This window comes from Streptomyces sp. NPDC047515 (genome assembly GCF_040643055.1).
In the GTDB taxonomy this organism is placed as follows: Bacteria; Actinomycetota; Actinomycetes; order Streptomycetales; family Streptomycetaceae; genus Streptomyces.
Genome location: NZ_JBEYTM010000060.1, coordinates 1 through 13128, shown reverse-complemented (window position 1 = coordinate 13128; position 13128 = coordinate 1). Strand labels below are relative to the sequence as shown.

General features: G+C 71.6%; 12 protein-coding genes. 9 read left to right on the top strand and 3 right to left on the bottom strand.

The window, feature by feature from the left end; all coding sequences use genetic code 11:
- Nucleotides 1-57 precede the first annotated feature (57 nt).
- The 5 genes from ABZ826_RS32610 (at nucleotide 58) to ABZ826_RS32590 (ending at nucleotide 5871) form a co-directional block, all read left to right on the top strand.
- Nucleotides 58-2268 carry an N-6 DNA methylase gene (locus tag ABZ826_RS32610; protein WP_361456480.1) on the top strand — a complete coding sequence of 737 codons (2211 nt, stop codon included), beginning with the start codon at nucleotides 58-60 and terminating at the stop codon, nucleotides 2266-2268.
- Between the two features lie 98 nt (nucleotides 2269-2366).
- On the top strand, nucleotides 2367-2966 hold the full coding sequence (locus tag ABZ826_RS32605) for a hypothetical protein (protein ID WP_361456477.1): 600 nt from the start codon (nucleotides 2367-2369) through the stop codon (nucleotides 2964-2966).
- Complete coding sequence (locus ABZ826_RS32600) at nucleotides 2963-4501, top strand: serine/threonine-protein kinase (RefSeq protein ID WP_361456474.1); 1539 nt, start codon at nucleotides 2963-2965, stop codon at nucleotides 4499-4501. Before ABZ826_RS32605 ends, ABZ826_RS32600 begins: the two co-directional genes overlap by 4 nt.
- A 201-nt stretch (nucleotides 4502-4702) precedes the next feature.
- Nucleotides 4703-5536, top strand: a complete 834-nt coding sequence (locus ABZ826_RS32595; protein ID WP_361456471.1) for a glycoside hydrolase domain-containing protein — start codon at nucleotides 4703-4705, stop codon at nucleotides 5534-5536.
- Between the two features lie 140 nt (nucleotides 5537-5676).
- Nucleotides 5677-5871: a hypothetical protein gene (locus ABZ826_RS32590; RefSeq protein ID WP_361456468.1), complete on the top strand. Its 195-nt coding sequence runs from the start codon at nucleotides 5677-5679 to the stop codon at nucleotides 5869-5871.
- A 217-nt stretch (nucleotides 5872-6088) separates the two neighbouring features.
- Here ABZ826_RS32590 and ABZ826_RS32585 read toward each other — a convergent pair whose 3' ends face one another.
- Both ABZ826_RS32585 and ABZ826_RS32580 read right to left on the bottom strand, forming a co-directional pair.
- Nucleotides 6089-6988 (bottom strand): ABC transporter ATP-binding protein, encoded by a 900-nt coding sequence (locus ABZ826_RS32585; RefSeq protein WP_361456465.1) that lies wholly within the window; start codon nucleotides 6986-6988, stop codon nucleotides 6089-6091.
- Nucleotides 6985-7377, bottom strand: a complete 393-nt coding sequence (locus ABZ826_RS32580) for a GntR family transcriptional regulator (RefSeq protein WP_361456462.1) — start codon at nucleotides 7375-7377, stop codon at nucleotides 6985-6987. The genes ABZ826_RS32585 and ABZ826_RS32580 overlap by 4 nt, the downstream gene beginning before the upstream one ends.
- Before the next feature lie 210 nt (nucleotides 7378-7587).
- On the opposite strand from ABZ826_RS32580, the gene ABZ826_RS32575 reads away from it, so the two are divergent.
- Entirely contained in the window at nucleotides 7588-8229 is a 642-nt protein-coding gene (locus ABZ826_RS32575) for a GNAT family protein (RefSeq protein WP_361456459.1), read from the top strand.
- Between the two features lie 25 nt (nucleotides 8230-8254).
- Here the strand turns inward: ABZ826_RS32575 and ABZ826_RS32570 are convergent, their stop codons facing one another.
- On the bottom strand, nucleotides 8255-10744 hold the full coding sequence (locus ABZ826_RS32570; RefSeq protein WP_361456456.1) for a YfhO family protein: 2490 nt from the start codon (nucleotides 10742-10744) through the stop codon (nucleotides 8255-8257).
- A gap of 123 nt (nucleotides 10745-10867) precedes the next feature.
- Here ABZ826_RS32570 and ABZ826_RS32565 point away from each other — a divergent pair, with 123 nt between their 5' ends.
- The 3 genes from ABZ826_RS32565 to ABZ826_RS32555 all read left to right on the top strand — a co-directional run bounded on the left by ABZ826_RS32565 (nucleotide 10868) and on the right by ABZ826_RS32555 (nucleotide 13037).
- A complete protein-coding gene (locus ABZ826_RS32565; RefSeq protein ID WP_361456453.1) occupies nucleotides 10868-11833 on the top strand; it encodes a glycosyltransferase family 2 protein in 966 nt (321 codons plus the stop codon).
- Nucleotides 11830-12231, top strand: coding sequence for a GtrA family protein (locus ABZ826_RS32560; protein WP_361456450.1), 402 nt, complete (start codon nucleotides 11830-11832; stop codon nucleotides 12229-12231). Before ABZ826_RS32565 ends, ABZ826_RS32560 begins: the two co-directional genes overlap by 4 nt.
- Before the next feature lie 149 nt (nucleotides 12232-12380).
- Nucleotides 12381-13037, top strand: a complete 657-nt coding sequence (locus ABZ826_RS32555) for a SurA N-terminal domain-containing protein (RefSeq protein ID WP_361456447.1) — start codon at nucleotides 12381-12383, stop codon at nucleotides 13035-13037.
- Nucleotides 13038-13128: the final 91 nt, after the last annotated feature.

The following is a 13128-nucleotide window of genomic DNA, read 5'->3' as shown; positions in this document are numbered from 1 at the left end:
TCGGCCGGAGGTCGGTATGCTCACCCACACAGCGCCGACGGATCAGGGAGACAGTCAGTGCCGGAGAATTCGACCGAGGTGACCGCGGCCGGCATCGCCCGGCTCGCGGGCGTGGGACGCGCCGCCGTCAGCAACTGGCGCCGCCGGCACGCCGATTTCCCCAAGCCCGTCGGCGGCACCGAGACGAGCCCGTCCTTCGCGCTGCGCGAGGTCGAGCAGTGGCTGCGCGACCAGGGCAAGCTCGCGGAGGTCCCCCTCCGTGAACGGGTCTGGCAGCAGCTCGCGGGGCACCCGGCCGGCCCCGTCCCCGCCCTGGTCCACACGGGCTGCGCCCTGCTGTTCCTGCGGGACAGCCCCCGCGCCTGGCGGGAGGCTGCCGCCGTGTCGGACGAGGCGATGGCCGGTGTGCTGTCCCTCGCACTCGACGATCTGCTCGCCGCCCGCTTCGGACCGGCGGCGGAACCCGGGCGGGCCGTTCACGCCCCCGGCCGCGCGGAGCTGCTCCCGTCCGTTCCGCTGCTCCGGGGCGTCGCGGAGCTCGCCGCGGAGAACGGTGTCCGGGAGACCTTCGAGTTCCTGCTCGGCCGCCAACTGGACGCCAACCCGCGCCAGTACACACTCACCCCGCCCGGACTCGCCGCACTCATGGCCGCTCTGGCGGAGACCGGGAAGCAGCCGGCCCGCACGGTCCTCGACCCCGCGGCGGGCACCGGCGCCCTGCTGCGCGCCGTCGGCCGCCCGACCGCCCTGTACGCGCAGGAGACCGACCCCGACCTCGCCGCGCTCACCGCACTGAGGCTCGCCCTGCACACCGGCTCCGCCAACGGCTGCGCCCTCGCGGTACGGACCGGTGACACCCTGCGCGCCGACGCCTTCCCGCAGCTCGCCGCCGACGCCGTGCTCTGCCACCCGCCGTTCAACGAACGCAACTGGGGCCACGACGAACTCGCCTACGACCCCCGCTGGGAGTACGGCTTCCCGGCCCGTACCGAATCCGAACTGGCCTGGGTCCAGCACGCCCTGGCCCGTCTGCGCGAGGGCGGTACCGCTGTACTGCTGATGCCCCCGGCCGCCGCTTCGCGCCGTTCCGGCCGCCGGATCCGCGCCGATCTGCTGCGACGGGGCGCCCTGCGCGCCGTCATCGCGCTCCCGGCCGGCGCCGCGCCCCCGTACGGCATCCCGCTCCACCTCTGGGTACTGCGCAAGCCGGTCGCCGGCCTGCGTCCCTCGCCGGAACTGCTGCTCGTCGACACCGCCGAACCCGCCGAACCCGCGGCCGCGGGCCCGGCCGGCACCGCCCCGTCCGGCGGGCGCGACCGGCTCGACTGGCAGGCGGTACGCAGCGCCGTGCTCGCCGCCTGGCAGTCGTTCGAGGGCGAGGGCGAGGGCGGGGGCGGGGGCGGGGGCGAGGGCGAGGACAACAAGGGCACGGGCGAGGGCAACAAGGGCAGGGGCACGGGCGCGCCCGGCCGGGCGGACCGGACCGGACCGGTCCAGTCGCTCGGGGTTCGCCCGGGGTTCAGCCGAGCCGTCCCCGTCATCGAGCTCCTCGACGACGACGTGGACCTGGCCCCCGCCCGCCATCTGCCACCCCCGGCCGCCGCGGGCGGACCGGCCGAACTGATCCGGGTACGGGAGCGGCTGACCGAGACGCTCGGCCTCACCGGCACCCTCACCCCGCCGGCCGTGGCCCTCTCCGACCCGGCCCACTGGCCGCTCACCACCGTCGGCGAACTCGCCCGCGCCGGCGCACTCCAGCTCCGCACCGGCGGCTCCGGCACCGGCCCGGTCCCCGTCCTCACCGAACACGACGTCCTCGGTTCCACCGCCCCTTCGGGAAGCCTGCCCGCCGACGGGCCCCCTGAGGAGCCGGTCCTCGTCGAGACGGGCGACGTCGTCGTCCCCGTGCTCGGCGGCGGCGCCGTCGCCCGCGTCATCGACGACACCACCGCGGGGGCCGCGCTGGGCCGTAACCTCCAGCTGCTGCGCCCCGATCCGGCCGCCCTCGACCCCTGGTTCCTCGCCGGCTTCCTGCGCGGCACCGCCAACAACCGTCAGGCCAGCAGCTACGCCTCCACCGCCACCCGGCTGGACGCCCGCCGCCTCCAACTGCCCCGGCTGCCACTTGCGGAACAGCGGAGGTACGGGGAACGGTTCCGCGCCCTGGCCGCGTTCGAGGACGCGCTCCGGCTGGCCGGCCGGCTCGGCGGACAGCTGGTGCAGGGGATGTACGACGGGCTGGCGGACGGCACGGTCCCGCCGAAGTGACGTGATCCACAACGGTTGCGCACAACCCGGGACCGGGTGTCGGTGTCGGTGTATACGCTCACTGCACACGTCCGACATACGCTTTCCAGGAGCAGCACATGCACGGCTACGGCTATCTGCCGGAGCAGCAACCGAAGCGTCGTCCGTCTTCGGCGGTGCTGACGGCGTTGCGCGTGGTTTTCGTGGCACTGACCGTGCTGAGCTGCGGTCTCCTGGGCTGGGCCGCGATGCTGCGGCTCGCGATTGTCACCCGCAAGGGGCAGGACTGGGCCCTGCTCGCGCTCGTGTTCGCGCTCAACACAGGGCTTTTCGCGTTCATGATCGTCATGCCGGAGGACCCCGACAAGACGAGCGACGCGGAGGCGTTCATCGGGGTCTCCTGGATATTCGGCGTCATGGTCGGCGTGGTCGCTTATTACCTGTACGCGGAGATACGCCACTACGGCCCCGACGGACCGTACGGCACCCTCCGTCCGCCTGTGTCTCGGCCTCATCCCCAGGCGCAGGGACAGTACGGCGGATACGTCCCGCAGCAGGCCCCGCCGCCGACCCAGGCCCCGCCCCTGACCCCGGCCCCGGTCCCGCCCTCCGTCACCCCCGGTTACGGCTACCCGCCCGCCGCGCCCCAGCGGATCGACCAGGTCCGGGCCGAGCTGGACGAGTTGAGCGACTACCTCCGCAAGGAGGAGGGCCGGTGAGCGGACGCCTCATCGGCGGGCGGTACGAGCTGGCGACCGTCCTCGGCCAGGGCGGCATGGGCCAGGTCTGGACGGCCTACGACCAGCGTCTGGACCGCCGGGTCGCGGTGAAGCTGCTCCGCCCCGACCGGGTCACCGGCCCCATCGGCAGCGAGGCCGCGGGTGACCTGCGCCGCCGCTTCGTCCGCGAGTGCCGGGTCACCGCCCAGGTCGACCACCCGGGCCTGGTCACGGTCCACGACGCCGGCAGCGAGGGCGACGAACTGTTCCTCGTGATGCAGTACGTCGAGGGTGCCGATCTGGCCGACCATCTTGCCGAGCACGACCCGTACCCCTGGCAGTGGTCCGTCGCGGTCGCCGCCCAGCTCTGTGCCGTCCTGTGCGCGGTGCACGCGGTGCCGATCGTTCACCGCGACCTCAAGCCCCGCAATGTGATGGTCCGTCCCGACGGCACCGTCACCGTGCTGGACCTGGGCGTCGCCTCGGTCCTGGACACCGACACCACGCGTCTCACCCACACGGGTTCACCGATCGGCTCCCCGGCCTACATGGCGCCCGAGCAGGCGATGGGCGGCGCCGTCGGTCCGTACACCGATCTGTACGCCCTCGGTGTGCTCCTCCATGAACTCCTCAGCGGGGACGTGCCGTTCGCCGGATCGACCGCTCTCGGTGTGCTGCACCGCCACCTCCACGAGCCGCCGCTCCCGGTCCGCCGGGTCCGGCCCGACATCCCCGAACCCCTCGAAGCCCTGGTGCTGCGGCTGTTGGCCAAGGACCCGCAGCACCGCCCGGCCAACGCCCAGGAGGTGTACGAACACCTCGCCCCGCTGCTCCCCTCGCCGGGCGCCGGGATCCCGACGGGCCCGCTCGACCCGACGCGCCCCTTCCTGCGCCCGCACGCCCCGTGGCCCGACCGCGCCACCACCCCGGCCCAGTCCCCGGCCCCGCCCGCCCCGGCGGCGGACCGGCGCCATGTCGCCGCCGCCGTCGACGACGTCAAGAAGCTGCTCGGAGAGGGGCGGATCACCCAGGCCGTGGACATCCTCGGCTCCATCCTCCCGGTCGCGGCCGAACAGCACGGTGAGGACTCCGCCGTCGTCCGCATCCTGCGCAAGCAGTACGCGGCGACGCTGATGGACGACGGCCAGTACCGCCGCGCCCTGCCCGAGCTGCGCCGCCTCGCCGAGGACCGCGCGGCGGAGGCGGGCCCGGCCGATGCCCAGACACTCCAGTTCCGCTACGACGCGGCCCAGTGCCTGGAACAGCTCGGCGAACCGGCCGCCGCGCTCGCGGAGTACCGCGCGGTCCTCCCGTACTACGAGAACCATCACGCCACGGGCGGCGACCCGGCCCGCTCCTTCGAGATCCGCAACCGCGTCGCGCATCTGCTGCTCGCGGTCGGCGACCACGTGGCGGCGCGCGTGCAGTTGCAGGGGTTGCTGTACGACACGGAGCGGGCCTACGGACCGCACCATCCGCTGCCCGTGGAGCTGCGCCGCCGCCTCGACCGACAGGTCGAGATGCGGGGCGGCTGACGGATGTCGGAGCCCCGACGGTCACGATCGGGCGGTCAACTGAGTAATGGACACGCCAATTTTCCGCAATGGATTGTCACGGAGGCCACTGCCGGGGCCGAAGGCCGGCCGCGGCGTGAGACCGTGATCTGCCGCCGGGGCGGCTGACGACCCGCCTGCCCCGTCGGCCTCACACTTCTTTCGAGCACCTTCGAGGTCTCCGTGCCTTCTCACCGCATATCCAAGAAGCGCCGCCGTATCTCCCTGGCCGTGGCAGGCATCGCCGTTCTCGCCGGTGGTGCGTTCGCCGCCGAGGCCGCCACCGCCACCACGGTCTCCAGGCCCGCGCCGAAGATCTACACCGGGCATGTCTTCGACACCTGCACCGCACCGTCGCTGACCACCATGAAGGGCTGGTACAGCTCCTCCGTCTACCACGGTGCCGCCGTGTACGTCGGCGGGAAGAACCGCGGCTGCGCGCAGCCCAACCTCACCGCCTCCTGGGTGAAGTCCGTCAGCGCCACCGGATGGAAGCTGGTCCCGCTGTACGTCGGCGCGCAGCCGCCGTGCCAGACGAGCGCCAACCCGGAGAAGATGACCGCCGCCAACGCCACCTCGCTCGGCGTCACCGACGCCAACGACGCCGTGGCGAAGGAGGCCGCGCTCGGCATGAAGCCGGGCAGCCCGGTCTACCTCGACATGGAGTACTTCGACCCGAAGAACACCTCCTGCGTGAACACGGTGCTCGCCTACATCCGGTCGTTCGACAAGACGGTCAAGGCCAAGGGGTACTGGTCCGGCTTCTACGGCTTCAGCAACTCCAGCGCCGCCGTCGTGGCCAACGCCACGAACCGTACGGACCTGCCGGAGATCCTCTGGTACGCCCGTTACGACGACGTCTACTCCACCACCAAGGGCTTCCCGTACGCCTCGACGCTGTACACCGGGCACCGCCGTGGCCACCAGTACGCCGTCAACAAGAAGGTGACACACACCGGAGGCACGCTCACGATCGACCGGAACGCCTGGGACGCCCCGGTCGCGATCGTGGGCTAAGGGCTGCCCCGTAATCCCTGGTGGATCAGCGCACGGCACCGGACCCCGCTCCCTGATCCGACCTGATCCAAACGAAAGACCCTGGGCCGATTCCGTTCGGATCACTTCCGCCGGCCGAGGTGGTCGTTGATGATGTCCGGGTGACTGACCGCATCAGCGCTCTGCTCTCGGCCTTCGGTGTCCTTGTCGGCATGTCGTTGCTCGTCCTTGCCGTTCGTGAGTACCGCTCCGGGGCATCAGCCCTCTGGATCGGGGCCGGAGCTGCGATCCTCCTCAGCGCCCTGTACACGCTCGTGCGGGACGTGCGACGGCTCCGCGCAGGGGCGTCGGCCTGATGAGCGGCACCGGTTCCGGCCGGGCCCTTTGGGTCGACACGCGTCGCACCTGATCCTTTTCGGGTGCGACGCGGTCTCACATGGTCAGGCGACGGATGGTGGCGAAGCTGCCGGCGAGCATGACGGCGACGGCGACGGCGACGGCGAGGACACCGGTGAGGCCGGTGGCCGTGAGTGCGGTGAGGAAGCGGCCGATGTCCGTCCAGCCTGGGGCGCATCAGGATGCCCTCTCTGCTGTGAGGCCGGACAGGTCGCGGTGCCCGGCCGCGTGGACCGCGAGTTGCTGAAGGGTGACGCCCTCCAGGCGCAGGTGCAGGTGGTCGGCGAGTTCGCGGTCGCGTTCGTCGATCCGGCCGAGCATCATCGCCGTGGTCTGTGCGCCCATGGTGCGCCGGTTCAGTGTCGTGCGGTCCGCGGCGAACCGTTCCACGCCGCCGGTCGGGCCGGTGACGACCGTGGCGGTGCCGCGCAGGTCGTCGGTGAGCGCGTCGAGGACGAGCCGGCCGTGGTCGAGTACCAGGACCCGGTCGAGGAGTTCGGCGGCCTCGTCGATGAGGTGGGTCGAGAGCACGATGCATCGAGGGTGGGCGGTGTAGTCGGCCAGCAACTGGTCGTAGAAGAGCGTGCGTGCGACCGCGTCCAGGCCCGAGTACGGCTCGTCGAACAGGGTGAGTTCGGCGCGGGCGGCCAGCCCGACGGTGATGCCGAGCGCGGTCCGCATGCCGCGCGACAGTTTCTTGATCGGCCGGTTCGGCGGCAGCTCGTAAGCGTCCAGCAGCGTGTCGGCCAGGTCGGTGTCCCAGTTCGGGTACAGCAGCGACGCCGCTGTGATCGCGTGCCGAACCTGCAGGTCGGGGTACGTCTGGTCCTCCCGTACGAGGATCATCCGGCGCGGCACCGCGTCGTTCTCCAGCGGACTGGCCCCGAACACGTGCACGCGCCCGGAGGTGGCGGACTCCTGGCCGGCCAGGATGCGCAGCAGTGTGGTCTTCCCGGCGCCGTTGCGGCCCAGCAGGTCGGCGATGCACGGCGTGCCGATCTCGAAGGTGACGTCGTTCAGCGCCTGGTGGCCGCGGTAGCGGCGATCGAGTCCGGCCACCGAGATCGCCGGCGTCATGCCGCTCCTCCCGTCGTCACCTCGGCCGAGGTCAGCTCCTCGCGTACCAGCCCGAGCAGTTCGTCCACTCCGATCCTCAGGCGCTGCGCCTCGACCGTCAGAGGCCGTACGTAGCGGTCGGCGAAGCGACGCCGCCGGGCTTGCACCAGCCGGTCCCGTGCGCCGTCCGCGACGAACATGCCGATGCCTCGCCGCTTCTCCACCAGCCCCTCGTCCGAGAGCACGGTGAGGCTGCGCGCCGCCGTGGCCGGGTTGACCCGGTAGAACGCCGCGAGTTCGTTGCTGGACGCTATGCGTTCTCCCTCGCCCACAGTGCCGTCGGCGATCTGGTTCGCCAGCTCGGCGGCGATCTGGGCGAAGATCGGCCCGCCGTCATCGAGGAGTGACATCATGCCTCCATTGCTTGACTGGTTCCCTGCTCTAGTAGGGAACCAATTTGGTGGGCAAGGGGGCCTGCAGGACGCCGCGAGGCGGAGAACCTTTCCGGTCGCGGCACCAGTGACCTGAGTCGGAGATTCCTTGGCAGTCACGCCCGTGACGGGCCGTCCGGGGATGAAATTGACTGGCCCGCCGGTCCTGGCGGCCGGTAGCCTCCGCCCGTGATCGAGGACGTGGCAGAGGCTGTGGCCGGGCGTGCCGGGGAGGAACCCGAGGACGGGGAGGCGGGGTCGCCCCGGGAGGTTTGCTGGCGGGGCAGGGACATCGCGTTCGCGCCGCTCGACATCGACGACGCGGAGCTGGTCCACGTCTGGCGCGCCGACCCCGTGGCCGCCCATGAGGTCGGCATGTGGCCGCGTTCCCTCTCTGCCGTGCGCGAGCGCATCGAGCGCGACCGCGACGAGCACGACCGCGACGACTTCCTCGTCCTGCTCCCCGACGGCACGCCGATCGGCCACATCGCTCTGACGGACCAGGACATGGTCGACGGCACCGCCGAGATCACGCTGGTACTGGACCCCGGCCACCGGGGCCAGGGCCACGGCGTGGACGCCGTGGACGCGCTGGTGGACCTCGCCTTCGGTGAACTGCCCATGCACCGCGTCCAGGCCGTCACCCATACCACCAACACCGCGGCCCTCGGCGTCCTGGCCGGGGCCGGGTTCGTCCAGGAGGGGGTGCGCCGCTCCGCCTGCCTGCACCGGGGCCGCCGGTACGACGTTGCGGTGCTGGCCCTGCTCCGGGACGAATGGCAGGCCCTCACCCGACCTCGGTCCTGGGACATGCCGGTCACCGGCCGGTGACGTGAGTCAGGGATTCCTCGCTGGTTCACTCCCCGGCGACCGGCCCCCGCCGTCGCCGCCGCGCCCCCCACACGCCGGCCACCGTCAGGGCAAGTGCGGCGCCCGCCCCGATCACCGCGCCCGCCCGCAGGCCGGGGGGCCGGAACGTGCAGTCGACAAAGGCGCCGCGGGCGGGGACCGGGGTGGAGACCAGACCCAGGTAGCTGTCGGCGGGCCGCCCCTGGCAGCTCCAGCCGGCGATCCGGGGCGCGGCGAGCACGACCGTTCCGGCGCTGCCGGGCGGCAGTTCGGCCCGTGTGCCGTCGGCGGTGACGTGGACGGCGGTCGCTCCGGTGCGCTTCAGTCCGGTGACCGCCGAGGCCAGCCGGGCCCGGTCCAGGCAGCCGATCGCCTGATCCGGCACGGTCCCTGTGCGTACGGATGTCAGCGTGACCCGCACCGGCCCGCTCCCGTCCACCATCCCCAGGCGCTCCATCGCGGCGCGCCGGGCCGGGAGCTGCCCCTTGAACTCGACCTCCGGGCCCTTGCCGAGCCGCGCCGAGCCGAACAGGTCGGGAGCCCACAGATACGCCTGCGAGCCCGCCGGGCATCGGGCGCTCAGCGTGTACGTACCGCGCCCCACCCGGTAGTCGTACGCGCCCCGGTCCGCTGCCGCGCCGCCCCCTGTCGCGCGCAGCACCGTCTTCGGCACCGTGTACACCGTCGAGCCCAGCAGCGCCTCCTGGTTGCGGTACGGCGACCGGCCGTACGGCACCGGGCCACCCGGCGGCCGTACCGTCACCAGCGGCGGCGCCTGTTCACGGCTCACCGTCACCGGCCGGTCGTCCGGGGCGTTCCACACCTGATAGGGATCGCGCGGCCCGCGCACCCGCGCACCGACCGAGAAGATCGCGTCCGCGACGGGGTTGTCGAGGCTCTGCACGGCCCGGCCGCCCGACGTCCATCCGCCGCCCAGCGCACGGAGCGTGCGGGTCAGCACGGCGGGCGTGTGACTGCTGTAGTACGCCGCGCCCTGGCCGCCCACCAGCAGCGGATCGTTCGCCGTGGTCTGTTCCCGGCCGGGGTCGGTGCGATAGCGCGGCCAGCCGTCGGCGCCCGCGACCGCCGCCGCCTGTACGCGCTGCCGCTCGCCCCAGGGCGCGTAGTGGTCGAGCCGGTCCAGCTTCTGCCGGTCGGCGTAGGCGGTGGTCGCGGCGGCCTGCCCGGCCTGCGCGCCGATCAGCAGCACGGCGGCGAGCACGGCGAACCTCCGGCCGCGCCCGACCAGCACCAGCGCGCCCACCGCGGCCACCAGGCCGGCCGCGAACAGCGGATACGTCCACCGGGTGACCAGACCGCTGAAGCCGGCCCCGGCCGCGATCAGCACCAGCACCGCGCCCCCGCCGAGCAGTGCCCGCCACCCCGGCCAGTCGTACGAGACCGAGATCCAGGCGGCGATCACCACCAGCCCGGCCAGCACGAACGTCTGCCGGTACGGACTGCCGTTGGGGGTGGCGAAGGCATGCCAGAGCAGATGCGTCGGCCCCCACTGCAACGACAGCGCCACCCCCGCCACCAGCCCCGCCCATGCCCACCGCTCGCGCCGGGGCACGGACCGCTGGAAGGCCAGCGCGCAGGCCAGGAGCAGGGTGCCCGTGCCGAGGAAGAGGGCCGGGGTGAAGAAGCTGTACGTGCCGGGCAGCAGCCGGGCGAGCACATCGGGCCAGGCGGCGGGCGCGAACGTCCGGTCCCAGCCCGGGTAGGCGTGCTTCGTCCCCAGGTAGACGGGGATCAGAACGGGCGCCGCGAGCCCGACCCCCACCCCGACGGTGCAGACCGCCCGCAGCAGCCCCCGTACCACCGCCCGCCGGTCGTCCCGCTCCGTGAAGAGCCGCACCGTGAGCACCAGCGCGGCGCCGAGCGTCGCCATGTAGGCCGTGTAGAAGTTGGCCGCCCACACCACCGCGACGAGCAACGGCGCGGCGATGCGGTGGCGTCCCGTCCGGGCCCACTCGGCGGCCAGGCAGAGCAGCGGCAGCGCGACCAGACCGTCCAGCCACATCGGGTTGTACGAGGCCTCGACGACCGACCAGCCGCACAGCGCGTACGAACCACCCAGCACCCCCGCCGCCCACCAGCGCCCGCCGCGCAGCGTCAGCAGCAACAGGGCCATGAGCGCCGCGGCCGACGCCATCTTCAGGACCGTCACCACATAGACGGCGAGATCCATCCGGTCGCGCGGGAAGACCCCGACGAGCAGGGCGAACGGGCTGGTGAGATAGGTGCCGAGATCCGGCAGGAAGCTGGTTCCGTACCCGGACGACCAGTTGAGCAGGATGCCCCCGTCCGCGTTTCCGTGCAGCAGGTCCCACAGCCGGGAGTGGAACGGCACGAACTGATTGCCGAGGTCGTTGACGCTCCGGGTGCGCGGCCCGAAAGGAAAGCTGCGCGCCCAGGCGTCACCCGCGCAGACGGCGGCGACGGTGAGCAGCGCGGCGAGCGAACCCGCGTACGGACGGGGACGGAAAGTCGGCATACGCAGGAATATGCCAGCCTCGAACGCGTAAACCCGGGACGGAATAGGGCAGTTCACTCGATGGTCGCCCCTCAGTCATATGGAGCGTCAGGTTCCGACATGTGCGCGGGTTGGTGTACATCCGTGCTGATCTCGCTGGTGGTGCCTTGTTTCAACGAGGAAGAGATCCTCGAACGCTTCCATGAACGCGTCACGGAAGAAATGACGCGGCTGGGACATGAATTCCAGCTGGTCTACGTCGACGACGGCAGCAAGGACCGGACCCTGGTGATCCTCCAGGAGCTGGCCGCCGCCGATCCTCGGGCCCGCTATGTCTCCTTCAGCCGCAACTTCGGCAAGGAGGCCGCCATGCTGGCCGGTCTCCAGCACGCCGAGGGCGACGCGGTCGTCATCATGGACGCCGACCTCCAGCACCCGCCGGAGCTCGTGGACCGGATGCTCCAGGAACACGCGGACGGCTACGACCAGGTGATCGCCCGCCGCACCCGCAAGGGCGACCGCGTCACCCGCACGGTCAGCGCCCGCGCCTACTACTGGCTGATCAACCGGCTGGTCGACGTGGAACTGGTCGACGGCGTCGGCGACTTCAGACTGCTGTCCCGCCGCACGGTCGACGCCGTGCTGGAGCTCACCGAATACAACCGCTTCTCCAAGGGCCTTTTCGCCTGGGTGGGATTCCGCACCACGACCTTCAGTTACGAGAACGCCGTCCGCGAACAGGGCCGTTCCGCCTGGACCTTCGGAAAGCTCCTCAATTACGGTCTCGACGGGCTGCTCTCCTTCAACAACAAACCGCTGCGCGCCGCGCTCTACCTGGGCATGCTGCTGCTGTCCGTCGCCCTCGCCTACGCCGCGTGGATCGTCGGCGTCGCGATGGTGAGAGGGGTCGACACCCCCGGCTATGTCACCCTCCTCGTCGTGGTCACCGCCCTCGCCGGGGTCCAGATGGTGATGGTCGCAGTGGTCGGCGAGTACGTCGGCCGTATCTACTACGAGGTGAAGCGCCGCCCGCACTTCCTGGTGAAGGCCACGAACACCGCGGCGACGACGAAGCCGATACGGGAACGCCAGGAGTTCGCACGCCGATGACGGTCAAGGCACAGATGGCCCGATTCGCCCTGGTGGGAGTCGTGAACACCGGTACGTACTACGGCTGTTACCTCGTCCTGCTGACCTGGCTGCCGTACATCGCCGCCCATGTGGCCGCGTTCGCGCTGAGCATGACCGGTTCCTTCTTCCTGAACTCGTACTTCACCTACCGGACCCGGCCCACCTGGCGGAAGTTCCTGCTCTTCCCGCTCACCAACGCCGCCAACTTCGTCATCACGACCGGCGGCGTCTATCTGCTGGTCGATCTCGCCGGATTCAGCAGCCGGTACGCGCCGCTGGTCGCGGCCGCGGCGGCCATCCCGATCACCTTCGTCGTCTCGCGCACGATCATGCTGCGTCCGGACCGCGGGGTCCCGGCGGCCGAACGCGTCTCCTGAGCGCCGCCGAGAGCCCCGGAGAGGGCCCACATCCCCAACTCCTTCCGAATCGTTGGTCGAACCAGTGGCCCGAACCACATCCACTGCCTAACATCGATCAACGCAAGGTCTTGTGCACTGATGCACAAACTCTCCCCGGGAGGTTTCCTTTGCACCGCCGCCGTCGCACCGCGCTCATCGTCTCCGCCGCCCTGCTCGCGGGCGCCCCACTCCTGACCGCCTGCGGCAGCCAGGCCCACCCGGGCGCAGCGGCCCTCATCGGCGGGGACCGGATCGAGGTGTCCACGCTGCAGGGTCAGGTGGCGGCGGTACGTGAGGCCCAGCGCGATTCGAAGGACGCCTCCCAGCTCATCGACAAGTCCGGGCAGCTCAGCCGGGCCAAGCTGCACGGCATGATCTTCGACCGGGTCCTCGACCGGGCCGCGCGGGACGCCGGCGTGACCGTCAGCCGCAACGAGATCCAGCAGATGCGCAGGGCGGCTGCCGCCCAGTCCGGGGGAGAGGCACAGCTGCGGACGGCGATGCTCCAGCAGAGCTGGGTCGCCCCCGACCAGATCGACGCCGTCCTGCGCGAGCAGGTCCAGCTGACGAAGCTGGCCCAGGCGCTCGGCGCCGACCTGCAACAGCCCGCGGGGCAGAAGGCCGTCGGCGACGCGCTGAGCAAGGCGTCGAAGGCGCTGAAGGTCGACGTGAATCCGCGGTACGGCACCTGGGACGACAAGCAGACCCAGCTCGCCAACTACAAGGCCCCCTGGATCACCCAGGTCACCAAGGCCGACGAGGCGGGTGCCGAGTCCGGCGCCTGAGAGCCTGTCGGGCGGCCTTCGATCGGACAGCGGACGCGGACGCGGTCTGGTGCGTGCGATTCCAAGGCGCCGGGATGTCCTCGGGTGGGGT